This is a genomic window from Pyxidicoccus sp. MSG2 (genome assembly GCF_026626705.1).
Taxonomy (GTDB): Bacteria; Myxococcota; Myxococcia; order Myxococcales; family Myxococcaceae; genus Myxococcus.
The window spans coordinates 7956727-7974807 of record NZ_JAPNKC010000001.1; the positions used below are offsets into that span (position 1 = coordinate 7956727).

18 protein-coding genes and 1 tRNA gene are annotated in these 18081 nt (G+C 70.9%); 7 read left to right on the forward strand and 12 right to left on the reverse strand.

The genetic code is table 11. The features are described 5' to 3' along the window. Positions 1–96 precede the first annotated feature (96 nt). Positions 97–1068: an NADPH:quinone oxidoreductase family protein gene (locus OV427_RS31220; protein ID WP_267859855.1), complete on the reverse strand. Its 972-nt coding sequence runs from the start codon at positions 1066–1068 to the stop codon at positions 97–99. A 239-nt stretch (positions 1069–1307) separates the two neighbouring features. On the opposite strand from OV427_RS31220, the gene OV427_RS31225 reads away from it, so the two are divergent. Beyond that, positions 1308–1470, forward strand: a tRNA-Met gene (locus OV427_RS31225). A gap of 420 nt (positions 1471–1890) precedes the next feature. Next, on the forward strand, positions 1891–4122 hold the full coding sequence (locus OV427_RS31230) for a M4 family metallopeptidase (protein ID WP_267859856.1): 2232 nt from the start codon (positions 1891–1893) through the stop codon (positions 4120–4122). Between the two features lie 104 nt (positions 4123–4226). On the opposite strand, the gene OV427_RS31235 is transcribed toward OV427_RS31230, so the two are convergent. Continuing rightward, complete coding sequence (locus OV427_RS31235) at positions 4227–5066, reverse strand: metallophosphoesterase family protein (RefSeq protein ID WP_164002723.1); 840 nt, start codon at positions 5064–5066, stop codon at positions 4227–4229. A gap of 210 nt (positions 5067–5276) precedes the next feature. Next, entirely contained in the window at positions 5277–5639 is a 363-nt protein-coding gene (locus OV427_RS31240) for a response regulator (RefSeq protein WP_267859857.1), read from the reverse strand. Positions 5640–5779: 140 nt separating this feature from the next. Between OV427_RS31240 and OV427_RS31245 the strand changes: the two genes are divergently transcribed. Continuing rightward, complete coding sequence (locus OV427_RS31245) at positions 5780–6148, forward strand: helix-turn-helix transcriptional regulator (RefSeq protein ID WP_267859858.1); 369 nt, start codon at positions 5780–5782, stop codon at positions 6146–6148. 5 nt (positions 6149–6153) lie between these two features. Here OV427_RS31245 and OV427_RS31250 read toward each other — a convergent pair whose 3' ends face one another. Next, complete coding sequence (locus OV427_RS31250) at positions 6154–7368, reverse strand: DUF790 family protein (protein ID WP_267859859.1); 1215 nt, start codon at positions 7366–7368, stop codon at positions 6154–6156. A 1-nt stretch (position 7369) separates the two neighbouring features. After that, positions 7370–8749, reverse strand: coding sequence for a DEAD/DEAH box helicase (locus OV427_RS31255; protein WP_267859860.1), 1380 nt, complete (start codon positions 8747–8749; stop codon positions 7370–7372). Between the two features lie 149 nt (positions 8750–8898). Between OV427_RS31255 and OV427_RS31260 the strand changes: the two genes are divergently transcribed. The 3 genes from OV427_RS31260 (at position 8899) to OV427_RS31270 (ending at position 10685) form a co-directional block, all read left to right on the forward strand. Then, positions 8899–9357 carry a DMT family transporter gene (locus tag OV427_RS31260; RefSeq protein ID WP_267859861.1) on the forward strand — a complete coding sequence of 153 codons (459 nt, stop codon included), beginning with the start codon at positions 8899–8901 and terminating at the stop codon, positions 9355–9357. A gap of 12 nt (positions 9358–9369) precedes the next feature. Next, positions 9370–9777, forward strand: coding sequence for a response regulator (locus OV427_RS31265; protein ID WP_267859862.1), 408 nt, complete (start codon positions 9370–9372; stop codon positions 9775–9777). A 68-nt stretch (positions 9778–9845) separates the two neighbouring features. After that, positions 9846–10685 carry a hypothetical protein gene (locus OV427_RS31270; RefSeq protein ID WP_267859863.1) on the forward strand — a complete coding sequence of 280 codons (840 nt, stop codon included), beginning with the start codon at positions 9846–9848 and terminating at the stop codon, positions 10683–10685. A 16-nt stretch (positions 10686–10701) separates the two neighbouring features. Here the strand turns inward: OV427_RS31270 and OV427_RS31275 are convergent, their stop codons facing one another. Both OV427_RS31275 and OV427_RS31280 read right to left on the reverse strand, forming a co-directional pair. Then, positions 10702–11337, reverse strand: a complete 636-nt coding sequence (locus tag OV427_RS31275) for a hypothetical protein (RefSeq protein ID WP_267859864.1) — start codon at positions 11335–11337, stop codon at positions 10702–10704. Further along, positions 11334–12500, reverse strand: coding sequence for an IPT/TIG domain-containing protein (locus OV427_RS31280; protein WP_267859865.1), 1167 nt, complete (start codon positions 12498–12500; stop codon positions 11334–11336). Before OV427_RS31280 ends, OV427_RS31275 begins: the two co-directional genes overlap by 4 nt. Positions 12501–13233: 733 nt before the next feature. Here OV427_RS31280 and OV427_RS31285 point away from each other — a divergent pair. Then, complete coding sequence (locus OV427_RS31285; RefSeq protein ID WP_267859866.1) at positions 13234–13872, forward strand: hypothetical protein; 639 nt, start codon at positions 13234–13236, stop codon at positions 13870–13872. Here OV427_RS31285 and OV427_RS31290 read toward each other — a convergent pair. The 5 genes from OV427_RS31290 to OV427_RS31310 form a co-directional block, all read right to left on the reverse strand. Next, positions 13869–14840, reverse strand: coding sequence for a hydrolase (locus OV427_RS31290; protein WP_267859867.1), 972 nt, complete (start codon positions 14838–14840; stop codon positions 13869–13871). The genes OV427_RS31285 and OV427_RS31290 overlap by 4 nt on opposite strands. Positions 14841–14896: 56 nt before the next feature. Next, positions 14897–15235 (reverse strand): YkgJ family cysteine cluster protein, encoded by a 339-nt coding sequence (locus tag OV427_RS31295; protein ID WP_267859868.1) that lies wholly within the window; start codon positions 15233–15235, stop codon positions 14897–14899. Between the two features lie 20 nt (positions 15236–15255). Further along, positions 15256–16401 carry a hypothetical protein gene (locus OV427_RS31300; protein WP_267859869.1) on the reverse strand — a complete coding sequence of 382 codons (1146 nt, stop codon included), beginning with the start codon at positions 16399–16401 and terminating at the stop codon, positions 15256–15258. Positions 16402–16423: 22 nt separating this feature from the next. Next, a complete protein-coding gene (locus tag OV427_RS31305) occupies positions 16424–17380 on the reverse strand; it encodes an N-acetyltransferase (protein WP_267859870.1) in 957 nt (318 codons plus the stop codon). Between the two features lie 75 nt (positions 17381–17455). Then, positions 17456–18073: a hypothetical protein gene (locus OV427_RS31310; protein ID WP_267863510.1), complete on the reverse strand. Its 618-nt coding sequence runs from the start codon at positions 18071–18073 to the stop codon at positions 17456–17458. Between the last annotated feature and the right edge of the window lie 8 nt (positions 18074–18081).

Genomic DNA, 18081 nt, shown 5'->3' on the forward strand with positions numbered 1-18081 from the left:
CAAGGTGCGGCCCGCCCTGGAGGACGGCAGCGGGGGAGCGGGCGCTCGTGCCTGGCAGCATGCCCGGCGGACACCCGGGCAGCTGCCGCGCGTGGCTCAGCGCATGCGCAGCACGACCTTGCCCGTCGCCCGCCGGGCCTCCAGCTCGCGCAGTGCCTGGGCCCCCTGCTCCAGCGGGAAGACGCTGCCCACCACCGGCTCCAGCACGCCCTGGTCCGCCATCGCCTCCAAATCCTTGGCGATGGTGGGCGTCAGCGACGGCTCGTGCAGGAGGAAGCCGCCCCAGGCCACGCCCACCAGGTCGATGTTGCGCAGCAGCAGCCGGTTCACCTGCACCTCGGGGATGCGGCCGCCCGCGAAGCCCACCACGAGCAGCCGGCCCTCGGGCGCCAGGCACTTCAGACTCTTGTCGAAGATGTCGCCGCCCACGGGGTCCAGCACCACGTTGGCCCCCAGGCCGCCCGTCTTCTCGCGCACCTGGGCCACCCAGTCCCCGGTGGACAGCAGCACCTCGTGCGCCCCGGCCTTCCTCGCGACTTCGGCCTTGCGCTCGTCGCTCACGACGGCGAGCACGCGCGCGCCCGCGCCCCGGGCCACCTGCACCGCCGCCGTCCCCACGCCGCCCGCCGCGCCGTGGACCACCACCGCGTCCCCCGACTTCACCCGGCCGCGCCGGTGCAGCGCGAAGTGGGCCGTGTGGTAGTTCATCACCACGCCCGCCGCCGCCTCGAAGCTCCAGCGCGCGGGGATGGGGAACACCATCTCCGGCGGTATCGCCGCGACTTCCGCGAAGCCGCCCAGCCCGAAGCTGAACGCCATCACCCGCTGCCCCGGCTTCAACGCCGAGCGCTCCGGCGCGCTGCGCACCACGCCCGCCACCTCCACGCCCGGCACGAAGGGCAGCGCGGGCTTCATCTGGTACTGCCCGCGCGTGAGCAGCAGGTCCGGGAAGCTCACGCCCGCCGCCGCCACGTCGATGAGCACCACGTCATTGGACTCGGGCTCTGGGATGTCCACGAGCTGGAGTCCGTCCGGTCCGTCCAGCCGCTGCAGTTGCAGTGCGCGCATTGCCTGTCTACCTCCAGGGTGGGCCCCTAGCGTAGCGGCCCCACCGGGACGCGGTGCGAGAGGATTCGCGGAAAATGAAGTCTCCGCGTCAGGGCCCGCGCGTCGCGCGCGTCCTTCTCCTCGCAGGCAAGGTCGACGGTGGTAACGCCCGATACCGAGCCACCTCTTTTGAAGCGCCCGGCTGGTGAGGCCCTACACGCACTCATTGTTGGTTCGAATCCAACTTCCGCCACCAATGGCGGAATAGCCAAATGGTAAAGGCACTCGATTCATATTCGAGCTTCACCCGATGGCTTCACTCCTCGGGCGCTTCAATACCTCTCACACGTTTCGACGTCCGGCCGGAGTGGCCCTACACGCCCTGGGTGCTTGTTGTCGCCGGTTCGAATCCGGCTCTCCCGACTGCTGCCGGGAGATAGCTCAGTGGTAGAGCGCGAGCCTGAAAACACACGGCTACTCCACTCGGACGTCATCTTCCTTCCCGACAGCTCCCGTCCCGGCCGCGCGATGCGGGTGCCAATGGCACCCCGTCGACGTGGCCCGGGCGCGTTTGCTGCCGTGGCTTCGCGCGCGGACCCCGCAAATGTTTTTCCGGCCACGGGTTTCTTCGAGAAAATGCGCCGATCTCGATCTGACCTGTCACGTTCTGCCTTGGTCCGCACGGACTCGGCCGGGTACTTCTAAGCCCATGGAACTTTTAAGTTTCCATGACAAAGCTTGATTTCTGAGAAGAGGTGACAACGTGAAATAATCGCGCAACCTTGAAATCCCCGTCACCTTCATGCGACCATGCTTCCTAATCTTTCCACTTAGGAGGATTACATGGTGCAGAGCAAGAGAGTGCGCGGAGCGCTCGGAATCGCGGCGATTTCCGTTGTTGTCGGCTGCAACGAGTCCACCCCTGCTCCCGAGGCCAACAAGCCCGCGGAGGCTGCCCACACGGCGGCGTTGGAGAATGGGCAGAACGTAGTATCCAAGGACGGGGCGGGAATCGCCACGTTCATCACGGGCAACCTGGCCCCGGCGCCGGAGATTCCGGCCGAGGGCGCTGCGTCCCTGCAGCGTGATGCGCTGGCCCCGGTGGTCGAGGCCCTGGCCCCGGCGTTCCACCTGGCCCCGGCCAACCTGGTCTTCACGAAGGGCTACACGGATCCGCAGGGCGACAGCCACTTCCGGTACGCCGTGCGTCACAACGACATCCCCGTGTTCGGCGGTGAGTTCCGCCTGCACGTGCGTGCCGGGCAGGTCATCGCGGCGAACACCAACGTTCGCAGCGACCTGAAGGCGGACGCCAAGCCCGCCATCGCCGCCGAGGAGGCGCTGTCCTCTGCCGCGTCGGACCGCGAGACGGTCGCGGGCGCCGTCACCAGCCCCGAGACGGAGCTGGTGTACTTCCGTGACGGCGATGAGCTGCGCCTGATGTACAAGCTCGTGCAGACGGGCGAGAAGGCGGACGGCACCCCCGTGCGCGACATCCTGCTGGTCGACGCGAAGAGCGGCGACGTGCAGCTGCGCATCCCGCAGATCAAGGAGGCGCTCAACCGCCGCCTGCACAACCTCAACCACGGCACCTCGCTGCCGGGCCCCGTGGCCCGCACCGAGGGTCAGGCCCCCGTGGCCGACGCGGTGGTCAACACCAACTACGACCACCTGGGCACCGTCTACAACTGCTACCAGACGCTGTTCGGCCGCGACTCGCTCAACAACGCGGGTGGCATGCTCATCAGCTCGGTGCACTACAGCAACAACTACGTGAACGCCTTCTGGGACGGTACCCAGATGGTGTACGGCGATGGCGACGGGGTGAATGCCTCGAACCTGGCCAACTCGCTGGACGTGACGGCGCACGAGCTGACGCACGCCGTGACGGAGTACGAGTCGGACCTCATCTACTCGGGTGAGTCCGGTGGTCTGAACGAGTCCATGTCGGACATCTTCGGCGCGGTCTGCGAGTGGTACGGCGACGGCTCCGGTCCTGTGTCTCCCCGCCACTGGCTGGTGGGCGACGACGTGTGGACGCCGAGCATCCCGAACGACGCGCTCCGCTACATGAACGACCCCGTGCTGGACGGGGACTCGCTGGACTACTACCCGAACTACGGCTCGGGCGTGGACGTGCACTACAGCTCCGGCATCTCCAACCTGGCGTTCTACCTGCTGTCGCAGGGTGGCACGCACCCGCGCGGCAAGACCACCCAGGTCGTCGCGGGCATCGGCATCGAGAAGGCCGGCCAGATCTTCTACAGGGCCAACCGGGACCTGCTCCTGCCCTCGTCCAACTTCGAGGCCGCGAAGACGGCCACGGAGCAGGCGGCGGCGCAGCTGGGCTACGACGCGGCGACCATCGCCTCGGTGAGCAACGCGTGGAAGGCCGTCGGCGTCGGCGTGCCGATTCCTCCTCCGCCGACGGACCCGCTCGAGAAGGACCTGCCGATCACGGGCATCTCCGGCTCCAGCGGTTCGCTGAAGTACTACAAGGTGACCATCCCCGAGGGTGCGTACGACCTGACCTTCACGCTGTCCGGTGGCACGGGTGACGCGGACCTGTACGTTCGCTACAACAACGCGCCGACGACCACCTCGTACGACTGCCGTCCGTACCGCTCGGGCAACGAAGAGACCTGCGCCTTCGCGGCTCCTTCGCACGGCACCTGGTACGTGATGCTGCGCGGCTTCAGCGCCTACGCCAACACCTCTCTGAAGGTGACCTGGAAGGGCGGCTACATCCCGGTGGTGAGCGGCGTGCCGTACAAGTACTTCAGCGGCGCGGCGGGCTCGTCCACGGTGTTCACCATCACCATGCCGGAGCGCAAGCCGGGCACGGGCAAGAACAGCCTGTACATCTCGACGGGCGAGGGCTACGGCAACCCCGACGTGTACGTGAAGCTCGGCTCTGCCCCGACGAAGTCCGACTACGACTGCCGCAGCGTGAAGGAGCACATGTCCGAGACGTGCAACCTCCTGAACGTGCCGGCGGGCAAGTACTACATCGAGGTCTTCGGCGCGAAGGGTGGCTACGAGGACATCGCCTTCATCGCCTCGTACCTCCAGTAGTCAGCCGTCTGAAGTGACGGCGCGGCGAAAGCCGCGCCGTTGAGGCCCCGGGTCGTCCGCTCAGGCGGGCACCCGGGGCTTCGGCTTTTCTGGGAAGGGGTGCTTCAGAGCGGCCGTACGGCCGGGCCGGGGAGGATTTCCCGCATGAAACGCTCCAGGCTGCCGCCGCCCCGGTGCTTCCACTGCATGGGGTAGCCGAGCGACACCTCCTCGAAGCGCACGCCGTCCCGCCACAGCGTGGCGGGCATGTGGAGGTGCCCGGAGACGACCACCTCCGCGCGGAAGCGCGTGTGCCAGTCCTCCGTGCGCTTGGTGCCGCACCAGATGGAGAAGCGGGGGATGCGCGGCAGCCGCACGTGCTCGTAGCGCAGCGGGTAGTGGTTGATGAGCACCGTGGAGCAGTCCGCGGGCAGCGCCTGCAGGCGCGCCAGGGTGGACTCCACGCGCGCGGCGCACCAGGCGGAACGGCTGAGGTAGGGCTCCGGGTGCAGGAGCACCTCGTCCGTGCACAGCAGGTCCTCCTCCCACGCCCACTCGAGCGCCTTTTCCGCGGGCACGTGGTCCGGGCGGAAGGAGTAGTCGTAGCCCAGGAACATGGGCACCAGGACCCGGGGAGGCCCCTCGCCGGGCCAGCGCGGGTAGGGGTCCTCCGGCGTGAGCGCGCCGTAGCTGCGGCACAGCGCCACCAGCCGCTGGTAGCGCGCCTCGCCGCGCAGGGGCGGCTGCTCTGACGGCATCGTCCACAGCTCGTGGTTGCCCGGCACCCAGAGCACCTGCCGGAAGCGCTCGGTGAGGGTGCGCAGCATCAGCTCCATCTCTGCCAGCGTCTCCCCCACGTCGCCCGCGACGATGAGCCAGTCCTCCGGATGTGCGGGGATGGACTGAAGGGCCTGCTTGTTGTCGGGGTGGCGCAGGTGCAAATCACTGATGGCGTAGAGCTTCATGGCGCGAGAGCGGGACCTTACCGCGTGCCCCGGGCGGCCGTCGTCCCCGGTGTGTCCGTCGGGTTGCCGCCAGAGCGGGTCATCCTCCCCGCGCACGGGAGGCCGCCTCGCGGGCCGGCCCCACCTGCCGCGTCCTCCGTGGGCAGGACTCCGTGGTCATCGGGGACGCGAGGGATGACGTGTGGGGTCCTCCGTGTTCCTGCTGACGCCTCACGCCGGACTGCCGACCACCCCCGCGCCCAGCGCGCGCAGCAGCGCATACAGCTCAGAGGGCGGCGCGGCGCGGTCCATCCAGGTGATGCCCCGCGCTCGCGGAGTCCGCGGCGGCAATGCCGTGTGGAGCGCGCAGGCGGTGCGCGGGTAGCGCGCGCGCACCTGCTCGAGCAGGCACAGCCCGTCACCATCCGGCAACAACTCACTGCTCACCACCACCGCGGGAGGCTCCTCCCGCACGAGGGCGAGCGCCTCCGCCACCCCGCGCGCGAAGCGCTTGCAGCCGGGCAGGTCCCTCACCAGACGCCGCAGTGCCGCGAGTGAGCGCGGGTCTTCGTCCACGAACAGGAAGGTCAACATGGTCTTCGCGTCCACTGCGCAGGACCCGTGAGGTGGGTGTGATGCACGGGGTCACCAGCCGACAAGACTACCCAGGAAGTTCTTGGATGCCAACCTCTCAAGTCATATCGACATAGGCGGACCCGGTAGGTTAACGACCCATGGAAAAGACCCTCGCATCCCGCCTTGGAGGAGCCGCGCGCCTCGCCAGGACCCGCCTCAACCTGACCCAGGCGGACGTCGCGGAGCGCATCGGCATCGCGAGCGAAGTCTATGGGCGACTGGAGCGCGGCCACATGCTGCCCAGCATCCAGACCTTCCGCCGGCTGTGCGTGGTGCTCTCCATCTCCGCGGACGAGGCGCTGGGCCTCAAGCCGTCGCAGGAAGTGAAGTGGGCCGCGGAGCCTCCGAGCGACTACGGCGAATCCGCCGAGCTGCGCCGCCTCATGCGTCGCGCCCGCCAGCTGGACCGCACCGCCATCCGCATCCTCAGCGTGCTCGCCGCGCAGTTCAAACCGAAGGGCAACTGACCCGCTCATCGCCCGGACGCCTCCGCTCCCAACTTCGAGAGTCGCTCGCGCAGCTTCTTCGCCGAGGGAAAACCGTTGAAGAGCACCACCTGCGGGTGGGCCTCCAGCGCCTCGCGCTCCACCGCCGCCTTCGCCAGCGCCCGGTCCACGCCCAGCAGCAGCCCGCCGTCCGGGCGCGAGCGCAGCTCCGCCAGCCTCCGCGCCAGCGGCCCCGCGTGCCAGGCGTGGAAGAGCTCCAGCGCCACCTCGCGCCGCGACTCGCGGTGGCGGAAGGTCAGGTCCGGCACGCACAGCCCCGAGGCGCCCATGTGCCGGGGCAGCGGCGTGAGGTCCAGCTCCCAGGCTTCGTCCTGGAAGCCCTCCGCCAGCGAGGCCACCTCCGCCGGCACGTGGCCCAGCGCGGCTGGTAGCGGCGACACCAGCGGGTCCTTGTCGCTGAGCGAAAGGGTGGCCTGCTTGCGCGCCGTCTCCACCGTGGCCGTGAGCTCCCAACGCCCCAACACCGGCACCACCGACAGGAAGGACGCCAGCTGCAGGCCGTACTTCTTCTGCAGGGCCAGCATCGCCCCCGGGCCCTCCACCTCAAGCGACCAGTCCTCGCCGACGTGCCGCACTTCGGCCACCAGCCGGCAGAACTTCAGCCACCGGAGCACCTTGCGCACGCGCAGCAACTCCGGCGCGAGCGCCCGCAGCGTGAGGCGCCGCGCCGTCAGCAGCGGGCCCTGCGCCAATGCGAGGTTGTAGCGGTCCACCAGGGCCTGCGGGGTGAGGGGCTCGCCGTCCCAGCCCACCAGCCGCCGGTGACCGGGCAGGTCCGAGTACAGCGCCTCGCGCACCTCGGACAGTGGCGCGGGCAGGACTTGCGAGAGCCGCGCTTCGTATGCCTCCACCGTCGTGTCCGGCGGCAGCGTGCGCAGCACTCCGGCGGCCCCCTTCAGTCGCTCCCAGCGCGCCTCGCTCACGCCCGGGGAGGCTTCGTCGAAGCACAGCCGGTCCATCGACAGCTTTACCAGCCCGCGCGCCACCTTCGGCCGCGTGAAGGCTCCGGCCTTCAGCCCGAAGGACTCCTCCACGTCGTCCAACATCACTCCGCGCGAGGCCTCCACCTCGGCCAGCAACTCCTGGGCGAAGGCCAGCAGCGCCTCGTCGTCGCGCTTCACGTAGGCGGGGCGCAGCACGCCCTGGCGGACGCGGTAGGTGAGCAGGTCGCGGGTCAGCACCTCACGCCTCTTCCTGGTACGCGTCGTGCTGACGCCGCCGCTCGCTGATGCCGCTCTCCGCCGTCTGCGCCGAGCACACCTCGTACAGCAGCGCCCGCTTTCCGGGGCGCTTGCGGAGGATGCGCCCCAGGCGCTGCACGTGCTCGCGCACGCTGCCACTCCCGCTGAGCACCACGCCCACGCGTGCGTCGGGCACGTCCACGCCTTCATTCAGCACGCGCGAGGTGAGCAGCACCGGCAACTCTCCGCTCGAGAACGCAGCCAGCAGCGCCTTGCGCTCCGGCACCGGCGTGTGGTGCGTGAGCGCGGGAAGCAGCAGCCGCCGCGCCAGCGTATAGACAGTCTCGTTGTCATCGGTGAAGACGATGACGCGGTCCTCGCGGTGCTCCAGGAGGATGCGCCACAGCACCTCCTGCTTGGCGCTGGAGGTCAGGGCGATGCGGCGCTGCTCGCGGTACGCCCGGTACGCGGCACGGCCCTCGTCGCTGCGCTGGCTCTGCGCCAGGAAGCGCGCCCACCCTTCCGGTGCGGAGAGCTGCACGCCCAGCCTGCGCACGAAGCCCACGTACAGCGCCCTCGCCGCGTCGTAGCGCGCCTTCTCGTCCGGCGGCAGCGGCACCTCCACCCGCTTCACCTCGTAGGGCGCAAGGTACTCGCCCTGCAGCTCGCGGATGTCCGTGCGGTGCACGCGCGGGCCCAGCAACTCCTCGCACACGCGCTCGCCGCCGTCCGTGCGCTCCAACGTCGCCGTCAGTCCCAGCCGGTACGGCGCCAGCGAGCCCTCCGCCACGAAGCGGTAGCTGGGCGCTGGCAGGTGGTGGCACTCGTCGCAGATGAGGAGGCCGAAGCGGTTGCCGTGGAACTCCGTCTGCAACGTGGCCGAGTCGTATGTCGTCACCGTCAGCGGCTGCCTGTCACTCACCCCGCCGCCCAGCAGCCCCACCGGCACGGAGAAGTGGCGGGCCAGCACGCCTTGCCACTGCGTCATCAAATCCAGCGTGGGCACCACCACCAGGGTGGGCCGCTTCACCTGCGCGATGGCCAGCACCGCCATCAGCGTCTTGCCCGCGCCCGTGGGCAGCTCCACCAGACCCCGGCCTCCCGCCTTCGTCCACGCGTCCAGCGCCGCGCGCTGGTGGGGGAAGGGGGTGATGGGCGTGGTGAGCTCCAACTCCAGCGGCTCGAAGCGCCTGGCCCGGTCCTCGTACGGCAGCCCCAGCTCGCGCAGCCGCAGCACCGCGTCGCGGTAGTGCCACGCGGGCGCGCGGTACACCCCCGTGCGGGAGTCCCTTTGAAACAGGGCAAGCAGGCGGGCGTCGTCCGGCAGCACCGGGGCCACCAGGGTGCCGCAGTCGAAGTGGAGCTCGGTGGGGGTGGCCATGCGCCTGACGGGAAGTAGCCCGTCAACCCGCGTTTCGCCACCATCAAGAAAGACCTGGAGAGTAGGACCACCGCCTGACCTCCTGGTTCCCCTCCGGCCGTCGTCCTGACTTGCGGAGGTGGGAGGGTTCACGGTACCCAGCGCGCGGCATGCGTCTCATCTCGCTCGTTCCCCTGCTGTGCGGCCTGGCCGTGGTGGCCCAGGCCGGTCTCAACCGTCGCTTCGCGGGCCAGTGGGGGCTGCTGAGCGCCGTCCTCATGAACATGGTGGTGGCAACGGTGGCCACCTTCGCCGTCTACGTGGTGGCGCGCTCGGTGCCGGGCTTCTGGCCCGAGGCCGCCGCTCCCGGTGGCTCCGGCCGCTTCTTCGACGGCTTCACCGTGTGGCACCTGCTGCCGGGCCTGTGTGGAGTGCTCATCGTCGTCGGCATGCCGTGGGCCATGGGCCGGCTGGGCGCGGTGCAGTCCGCGCTCCTGCTGATGGCCGCGCAGCTCCTCACCAGCCTCGTGTGGGATGCCATGGTGGAAGGGCGTCCGGCCACGCTCGCCCGGGTGGTGGGCTCGGCGCTCGCCTTCGCGGGGGCCGCCATCGCGGTGTGGAAGGGCTAGATTCAACGGGTGATGCGCCGCGTCCTCATCGTCAGTCCCCACACTCCCTCACGCGAGTTGCTGCGGCGCATGCTCGAGGAGCCGGGGCTGTCGGTGTCCGCGACGGGCGACACGGATGATGCGTTCGCCGCCATCTCCTCCACGCCGCCGGTGCTCGTGGTGGTGGACCTGCGCAGGCCGGACGAGGACCACCCGCTGTTCCTCGGACTGCTGCGCAAGCGTCACCCCGCGCTGCCCGTCATCGCGCTGGTGCCCGGACGGTTGCGCATCTTCGACGGCCGCCACGAGCGCGTGCGCGAGGCCCATGGAGAGACGACCGAGGCGCTCCAGCACCTGCTCGGCGCGCTGAGGCAGGCCATGCACGACGTGCTCGCGCAGGAATTGCTCCGCGTGCTGCGCACCCCGGTGGGACAGGCCTGACGCGCGGAGACATGCGGGCCCGGGAGGGGGCATGGGCGAGGAGCCCTGCTCGCGGCTACGCTGGGGACATGCGTGCTGTCCGCCTCGCGCCGCTCCTGCTGCTCCTCGTGCTCGCTCCCCGCGTTGGAAGGGCGCAGGCGGCGGAGACTCCCTCGGAAGACGGTTCGTGGAATGCGTTTCCGGAGGGCGCGGCTCCCACACCTGTCGTCGAAGAGCCGTTCGAGCCCATCGACTTCCCCGGCCAGACGGCCGCGCCCGACACGGCCATGGATGCGGCACCCGCCCGCGACATCGGCCCTGCTTCGGAGCCTCCCGCTCCAGAGGGAGACTTCTCACGGGAGGCTTCCTCACCGCTGAGCCTCATCCCCTCGCCGTCCGCTTCCGGCCCCTCGCCGCGCCTGACGCCGGAGCCGCTGGCGGTGCCACTGGTGCGCTCGCTCCTGGACCTGGCGGGGGCGAGCGCCCTGACGTTGAGCAGCGCCGTCGCGATGGATGCGCTCGTCGGCACGCGCTGCTTCCGCGACACCGAGCGCATGTGCATCCTCACGTCCTTCCTCGTCACGATGCTGAGCGTCTCGGCCACCGCGCCCGTGGGGGCGTGGGCCGTCGGCAGCCTCCTGGGCGGTGAGGGGAAGCTCTGGGCGGCCTACCTGGGCGCGGCGATGGGGATGGGCCTGGGCGTCATCGGCACCATGCCCACCATCGCCTTCGGGAGCGGCGTCATCCTCGCGGTCGCCGGCCCCATCGGCGCGGCGGTCGGCGCGGTCATCGGCTACGAGGTCTCCCACCGGAGCGTGGTGCGCGGCGCCTCGCGGTTCGCGCAGCGGCCCGCGGGCTTGAGGGTGTCCCCCCTGGTCGCCACCACCCAGGGCGGCAGCCTGCTGGGTGGGATGATGGGGACCTTCTGAGCGGAAGCGCCACGCTTCAGAGGCGCAGGCGGTAGCCCAGGCTCGCGAGGAGGCCGCCCACGTTGGCGTCCCCCGTGATGACGAGGTCCACCGGGGCGAAGTGGTAGTGCGCCTCCACGAAGAGCCCGCCCGGACCGAGCGGCAACTCCAGCCCGGCCAGCGCCTGCAGGCCCAGGCCGCCGTCGCTCTCCGAGGACACGGCGCCGAAGATGTCCGCTGTCGCGCGGTGCAGGTAGAGGCCGACGCCGCCGCCCACGTACGGCGTGAGCGTGCCGAGCGTGTGCTCGAAGCGGTACACGGCCGACAGCTGGAAGGCCACCTCGCGCACGGCGACCGAGTAGGTGCCATCCGGCGGAGGGGCGCCGAAGCCACCGAGCTGCGGGTCCGTCAGCGTGCCCGACAGCTTCGGCCGGTGGTAGTTCACCTCCACCACCACCGCGAGCCGCCGCTCCAGCAGCGGCGTGATGTAGCCCACCTCCGCGGCCAGGTAGAGGTCGCCGCTCAGCGGCGTGGTGGTCTTGAAGAAGCCCACCTTCGGGGCGAGCAGGACGCTGCCCTCGCGATGGGCGGTGTCCGTCTCGGCCGCGAGCGGCGTGGCGGGCTCGGCGGCGGCGAGCGTGGTGAGCGCGGCGAGCAGGGCAAGGGCGTTCATGGTGCAGGCGCTCCGCAGGGCTGGGAAGCCAGGGCACACTCCCCGAGGTCCGACATCAGGCCCACCGCCCCGTCCGCGGTGACGGTGAAGCCCTGGATGGCCGGCACCTCGCCGATGGCGCCCCCCGGGTCCGCGACCTCGAGAGCGTAGGGGCCGCCGGGCACGATGCCGCCCGGACACCGCGGGTCGGTGATGGGCGGCGCGTCGAGGCCGGAGCAGGTGGGCACCACCGCCCTCACGGTGCCGGGCGCGTCGTAGGTGACGTCGCGCAGCGGGATGCGCACCACCTCCGACGGATTCGTCTTCAGGGGCGCCACGAGGACGATGTCCGGCGGCCCCGAGAACGGGCGCTGATCTCCGGTGGGCGTGTTGGTGAGGGTGATGGCCTGGTCGCTCAGCTCGCTGCCGGTGCGCGGCGCCAGGGTGAGCGTGCCCAAGCGCTCGTAGGTGATGTCCAGCGCGCGGGACACCGTGGTGCCACAGCCCTCCGGGTTGGTGAGCACCAGGTCGTAGACGCCTTCGGACATCCCGGGGGGAATCTCCGACTCGATGCGCGTGGGCGAGATGACGTTGATGACGAACAGCGACTGGCGAGACCCGTCGGCGCTGACCAGGACGATGTACGGGAAGGTGTCGAGCCGGAAGCCCGTCCCCTCGATGACGATGGGGCTCGAGCCCGCGAACGTATAGCCATCCGGCGGCGGCTCCACCCGGGTGATGGTCGGCGGCGGCACGACGATGACCGCGTCCGCCAGCGAGGCGCTGCCGCCCACCGGGTTGCTCACCTCCAGCGTGTAGCTGCCCTCGGGCAGATCCACCGGCGGCGTCGAGTCCCGCGTGGGCACGTCCACCAGCAGCAGCTCCGGGCGGATGTAGAAGACGTGCTCCCGGGGCAGCGTGAGCGTCGTGGGCCCGCGCAGCGTCACCTCCGGCAGCGCCGCCACGGGCGTCTCTTCGAGCACGTCCCCGGGCACGGGGGCGAAGCCGTCACCGGCAATCTCGAGCCGCCAGCCGTGCTCCGCGCCCTGGGCATTGCAGATGCGCGGGGGCGTGACGTTGCGGGTGAGCGGGTTGATGGCTCCCTGGATGCGGGGCGTGGGGCCTTCCGTCGTCCGGGAGCAGGCGACAAGTGCGAGCAGGGCTGCGGCGACCGGCAGGCGCAAAGCGGTTCTCCTCCACCTCAACAGGCGCGCGGCACGTTAGGACGGCCACCCCCGAGGGCCGGAGTTTTTTCCGGTTTCCCGCTGGCACCATGCCCGCCCTGGCAGGAGAGGGTTCCGTAACGCATTGAAATCACCGGGCTTGTTGCCTTCGTCAGCGGCTGGCACGGCCGATGCTATTGCTCCAGGCAGCTGGGAACGGCGAGGTACGGCGGACGAGGGGGTCGGGGGGCGTGGGGGGACGCCGTACGCGCCAGGTGGTGGGGGGCAGGGGCGAAAGTCGAGGCAGTGCCTGGAGTGGGGAGGCAGGCCTCGCGGGGTGGGCCGGAGCAGCAGGCCGGCAAGGGTGGGTGGCGGCGGGCGCAGCGGCACTTCGGGGTTTGGAAGGACTGCGGGCACGGGGATGGGTGGGGCGGGGAAGGGGACGGACTCCGGCGAGGTGGGGGCCTCGTCGGAGTCCGGTTCACTTCGGATGGGCGGGCGGCGGGTCGGGGGGCGGTCGACGTTCGCGGGTGAGGAGACACCTCCTCCTGGCGAGCGGTCCTGTCGGAGTGGGTCGGTGGGGCGGGACGGTCGGGCACTGCGGGGACATGGGGTGGGCGGCTCCGGTGGGGAGGCAACTCCCGCCGGAGCCTGTCCGTCCGGTTCGAGCGGTGGAGGCGGAGGAGGGTGGACGCGAAGGCGCGAGCCACCAGGGTGCGGCAGGTCGGCGGCGGTGGGGAGTTGGAGGCGGTTCATGGGGGCGGTATCAGCGCTCACATTGCTGGGTTTGTTGCTGACGGCGCGGGTGGCGCTGGCGGCGGGGGCGGCGCCCTCGGCGCGGCTGACTCCTCCGGCGGAGGTGCAGGGCCGGGTCCAGGACCCGGAGCGACTCGCGCCTTTCGGGCTGATGCTGGACGCGGGCATCCCCGAGGGGGCGGGGCTCTCGGTGTCCTTCCGGCCCAGGCATGAGGTGCGGCTGCACCTGGGCGCCACGCACAACGGCATCCGCGCAGGCGCGCGGGCGGGGCTCACGCTGCTGCCCATGAGCGGATGGGTGACGCCGGCGCTGACGCTCGAGCTGGGCCATGCGCAACCCGCGTCCGAGCGCGGCCTGGAGCGGCGGCTGGCGGATAGGACGCTCTTGCCCAGCCCCTCGTTCGAGCGGGTGGGCTACACGTACGCGAGCGCGCTGCTGGGCCTCGAGGTGCAGGCGCCCGGAGGCCTGACGTTCTTCATCCGGGGTGGCTTCAGCGTCATGGAGCTGTACGGCCCCGGCATGGAGCACCTGGACGAACCCTTCCGCGGCGCACTGGCTCCCGAGGAGGCCCGGCCCTGGCGGGTGCGCAGCACGCGGCCCACGGCGAAGCTGGGAATCCTGCTGTCCTTCGGTTAGCGCAACCGCGCGGCGAAGAACTCCAGCACCTGGGCCTCGGCCCAGAAGTGCGGGCGGTGCGCGCGGCCCGCGACGAAGCCCACGTGTCCACCGCGCTCGGTGAGCACCACGCTCAGGAGCGGATTGTCGCTGGCGCTCGGGGGAATGACCGGTGCCTCCAGCATCGGGTCGTCCGCGGCGCTCAGGAGCAGCGTGGGCCGGCGGATGGCGTGCAGCCGGGGACCGGAGGACGCCTCGGCGTAGTAGTGCGTCGCGTCCCGGAAGCCGTGCAGCGGAGCGGTGACGGCATCGTCGAAGGCGCGGATGGAGCGCGCGGCCTCCATGGCCCGGCCGTCGAAGGCGCCGGGAAAGCGCCGCAGCTTCTCGCGCGCCTTCCCCTTCAGCGTGCGCAGGAAGCGCTCCCGGTACAGCCGGTGGAAGGCACCGGGGCCATCGAGCTTCCGGCAGCAGGCGTCCAAGTCGTACGGCGCGCTGATGGATGCGGCCGCGTCCACGGGCGCGCTTTCACCCTGCTCCTCCAGCAGCCGGCACAACACGTTGGCGCCCAGCGAGAAGCCCACGGCGAAGAGGGGCCCGGTGACGCGCGCACGCACCTCGTTGAGCACGAGCAGGGCGTCGTGGATGTCGCCCGAGTGGTATGAGCGCGCCAGGCGGTTGGGCTCGCCGCTGCACGAGCGGAAGTTGAGCGCGGTGGCGCCCCAGCCGCGCTCGGCCGCGCCGCGGAGGATGGCGGTGACGTAGCCCGCGCGGGACGAGCCCTCCAGGCCGTGAAGCGCCACCACGTGCGGTGCGCCGCGCGGGCCGTCGAAGGTGTCCACGTCGACGAAGTCCCCGTCGGGCAATTCGCGGCGCTCGCGGCGCGCCGTGGGCGCATGGGTGGGGCGCACGAGCGAGGCGTAGATGGTCTGCGCATGCTCGTTCGCCAATCCGGGCGCGGGGACGAAGGGCTGGGTGGGCTGGAATCGCACGGCCGGGGGATTAACGCCCAGGGGCCGTGCGGACAAGGGACAACCCCGCGGCGTGTCTATTCGTCGCGGCGTCCGGGAGGCAGCCCGGCGGAGGGGCGACCGGCGGCCAGGCGGCGGGCGCTGCGCATGGTGGGGCAGCCCTGCTCGCGCACCTCGCGGGCCTCTTCCGCGAGGCCGAAGAGGTCCAGGTACTTCTTCACGCGCTCGTCCAGCGTGGGTGCCTCGATGAGACGGCAGACCTCGTCCGCGGCGTAGTCGCGGCAGACGGCCGGCCGCTGCTCGTACACGCGGCAGAGGTTGTCCTCGCCGAGGTGCGGGCAGCGCAGGCCCAGCGGCTTGTCCAGCGCGGCGATGTCCGGCGCCACACAGCAGGCGCCACAACAGGTGCACTCCATGGACGGTTGACCTCGGTGACTCAACGCGGGACGACCTGCTCCACCTTCCCCAGGTTCGTCACCGTGAGGCGGGCGTCCTGGCCCTTCTTCCACGCCACGAACTCCTGCTCGCTCTTCGGCTCGAGCACGTGCTCCTTCGTCCCGTCGTCCTCGTACCGGAGGTGGACGGAGTAGTGCTCCTCGCGGCGCAGGCGGTCCACGCCGCTCACGGACAATTCGGGCCAGCGCGGCCGGTCATCCGTGCCAGACGTCTCGCGGCGGTCCACCTGCTTCCACTCGTAGGTGTCGTAGGTGCACTCCTGTGCGTAGACGGGCTCGGTGCGGTAGCGCGTCTCGTTCTGACAGTCCTCGTAGCTCTCGTTGCAGTACTTCGTCACGTCCTCGCACACCTCTTCGACGAAGCCGTTGCCCTTGTCGCGGCGGCGGCACTTCTCCTCGGTGCCGCAGGCCACGCGGCGCGACTTCGTCCGGCACACCCGCTCCGTGCCGTCCGCCACCCGGCGCGTGCCACGCTGGCGCGACACGCAGCCGCGGACGTTGGCCACGCCCGCCACCTCGCCCGCGCCGTTGACGGGCATGCGCGGGGAGGTGGTGCGCAGTTCGTCGCGCCAGCCCGTCTTCGCCACCGGGGTGAAGCGCTCCTGCACCACCGCGCGCTTCCACTCCGTCCCCGTCACCTCCCCGGGGTACTCGTGCGTGCGGCTGCCCCAGAAGCCGAACACGCCCGAGCCGAAGCAGCAGGAGAACAGCACGCCCAGCACGAGCCAGCCCGTCTTCCCCATGCGCTTCTTCGGCTGCGCTACGGGCTGGGGGGCGACCACGGGGGAGTCCAGGTCCTTGCTCGTGGCCGCCTTCGCGTCGTCGGTACGCTCCGCGCTGCACTGCTTGCAGCGGGGGGCGTCACCCCGGTTGGCGGCGCCGCAGTACGCGCAGAACCAGTCCTCCCCGGCGGCGGCCACTTCCAGCGTCTCGGAGTCCGTGACGCCCTCGCGCAGGGACTTGCCGCTCTTCGCGTCCACCCCGCCGAAGTCGAACTCCGACTCCTTGCCCGTCAGCTCGCGGGGGTTGTTGCAGGTGGGGCAGAGCTTGTGGCGCGCGGGGATGCCCTTCGTGTCACAGGACGTGCAGTTCCAGGTCCCTTCGATGATGCGGGTGCGCTTGGCCATGGGTTCCCATCCTATCCGGCGCTCACACCCAGAGCGCGCGAGGGAAGGGGATGGCCGCCGCCGGAGGCAGGCCCGGCCGCAGGGGGCGCACCATGGGCAGCGAGCCTTCCCTCGCCACGCGGGTGGCCCCGGGGACTCGCGCCAGCAGCTCGGCGGTGCCGGGCTCCTCCCACAGCACCACCTTCGCCAGCTTCGCCCGGTGTGCCACGGCGCTCGCCATCTCCAGCAGCGTGGCGGCGTCCTCCCCGGAGCGCGCGTCCAGCATCAGCACCACCAGCTCGCCGTAGCGGGCCATCATCGCCCACAGGGCGGTGGAGTCGCCCACCACCGCGCCACACGCCTCGGGCTGGGGCCGGCTCAGCAGCTCCGCGTAGATGCGCTCGCGCTCCAGGTGCCAGTCCACCTGCGCCGGGCTCGGCCAGAGGTAGAAGGGCGCTTCCGGCCGCCGCATCCGCTCCAGCGCGGCCGCCACGTCCCCGTCTCCGAGCAGTGCGTCCACGCGGCGCGGGGATGGCTCCTCACGGGCCGGCAGGTTCCAGTCCCAGGCGGGGACCTCCTCGTAGCCGGAGCGGCGGTAGAGGGGGGCGCCCACGTCGGAGAAGAGGACGGCGGCGTGGCCCCGCGGCGAGGCGCGCTCCAGCTCCGCGGCCACGAGGTCCATCATCCGCGTGGCGTGGCCGTGGCCGCGCAGGTGCTCCTCGGTGAAGACGCTGGCGATGGAGAAGCTGTCGCCATGCGCGAGCTGTCCGTCCGGGCCGCGCAGCCAGCTGTCGTTGTGGAACGTCTCGCACGAGACGAGCACCCGGCCGTCGTCCTCGCACAAAAGCCACGTGTTCATTCCCTCGGCGCACCAGGGGCGGGCGCGCAGCCGCAGCTCCCGCTGGTGGAACTGCTCCACCGTCAGCGGCGAGCCCCAGGCGGCGTGGGTGACGCGGTCTCTCTCGGCCTTCTGTGCTTCGGTGGCAAGGACCAGGTGCATGACGCCCAGGCTAGCCGTGCCCGTCTCCGCGCGCAGCAGGCGGCGCGTATGTCCGGCGCCCCTCCGCCCTCCAGCTCACAGCCGGGTGGTGTAAGGGAAGCGGAAGTGGAGCTGCAGGTAGGCCTGGCCGACGTGGAAGATGCCGTCGCGCAGGTGGTCCGGCAGCCCGAGCCCGCCCAGTTCCTGCGGCACGTAGAGGGCGGACTCCCAGCCCACGCTGACGAGGAAGCGCTTGGAGAACTGCAGCTCCAGGTCCACGCCCAGCTCCGCGCCGGGCCGCAGGAAGTGCGTGTCCGCCAGCGTGTCCGAGTACAGGTACGCGTACGTCAGCAGCAGCCCGGCCCCCACGGACAGGCGCACCGGGCTGCTGGACAGCGGCAGGCCCAGCGACAGCGGCTTCCACGTGGCGCCGTACATGCCGGTGTCGCGCACCTTCGGGGAGATGATGAGCGTGTCCGGGATGAGGATGGACGGGGAGATGCGAATCTCGTCCAGGCTCTGCGCCTGCTTGCGGTAGCGCTTGGGGATGAGGCGCTGGTTCTTCTTCAGCCACTCGCGGTCCAGCACCGCGTCCACCGAGATTTTCAACCCGGTGTGGATGGGCTGGTCGTCGAAGACGGGACCGAAGAAGAGGAACGCGGCGGGTCCCACGCCCACATCCACCGGGACGGTGACGCGCTGGGCGGCGGCCATCGCGGGCA

Excerpts from the sequence above, each read along its gene's own strand:
- OV427_RS31230 (WP_267859856.1), top strand. The coding sequence starts at position 1,891 with ATGGTGCAGAGCAAGAGAGTGCGCGGAGCGCTCGGAATCGCGGCGATT.
- OV427_RS31275 (WP_267859864.1), bottom strand. The coding sequence starts at position 11,337 with ATGAACGCCCTTGCCCTGCTCGCCGCGCTCACCACGCTCGCCGCCGCC.
- OV427_RS31295 (WP_267859868.1), bottom strand. The coding sequence starts at position 15,235 with ATGGAGTGCACCTGTTGTGGCGCCTGCTGTGTGGCGCCGGACATCGCC.
- OV427_RS31240 (WP_267859857.1), bottom strand. The coding sequence starts at position 5,639 with ATGTTGACCTTCCTGTTCGTGGACGAAGACCCGCGCTCACTCGCGGCA.
- OV427_RS31245 (WP_267859858.1), top strand. The coding sequence starts at position 5,780 with ATGGAAAAGACCCTCGCATCCCGCCTTGGAGGAGCCGCGCGCCTCGCC.
- OV427_RS31235 (WP_164002723.1), bottom strand. The coding sequence starts at position 5,066 with ATGAAGCTCTACGCCATCAGTGATTTGCACCTGCGCCACCCCGACAAC.
- OV427_RS31310 (WP_267863510.1), bottom strand. The coding sequence starts at position 18,073 with ATGGCCGCCGCCCAGCGCGTCACCGTCCCGGTGGATGTGGGCGTGGGA.
- OV427_RS31260 (WP_267859861.1), top strand. The coding sequence starts at position 8,899 with ATGCGTCTCATCTCGCTCGTTCCCCTGCTGTGCGGCCTGGCCGTGGTG.
- OV427_RS31265 (WP_267859862.1), top strand. The coding sequence starts at position 9,370 with ATGCGCCGCGTCCTCATCGTCAGTCCCCACACTCCCTCACGCGAGTTG.
- OV427_RS31285 (WP_267859866.1), top strand. The coding sequence starts at position 13,234 with ATGGGGGCGGTATCAGCGCTCACATTGCTGGGTTTGTTGCTGACGGCG.
- OV427_RS31270 (WP_267859863.1), top strand. The coding sequence starts at position 9,846 with ATGCGTGCTGTCCGCCTCGCGCCGCTCCTGCTGCTCCTCGTGCTCGCT.
- OV427_RS31255 (WP_267859860.1), bottom strand. The coding sequence starts at position 8,749 with ATGGCCACCCCCACCGAGCTCCACTTCGACTGCGGCACCCTGGTGGCC.
- OV427_RS31300 (WP_267859869.1), bottom strand. The coding sequence starts at position 16,401 with ATGGCCAAGCGCACCCGCATCATCGAAGGGACCTGGAACTGCACGTCC.
- OV427_RS31220 (WP_267859855.1), bottom strand. The coding sequence starts at position 1,068 with ATGCGCGCACTGCAACTGCAGCGGCTGGACGGACCGGACGGACTCCAG.
- OV427_RS31305 (WP_267859870.1), bottom strand. The coding sequence starts at position 17,380 with ATGCACCTGGTCCTTGCCACCGAAGCACAGAAGGCCGAGAGAGACCGC.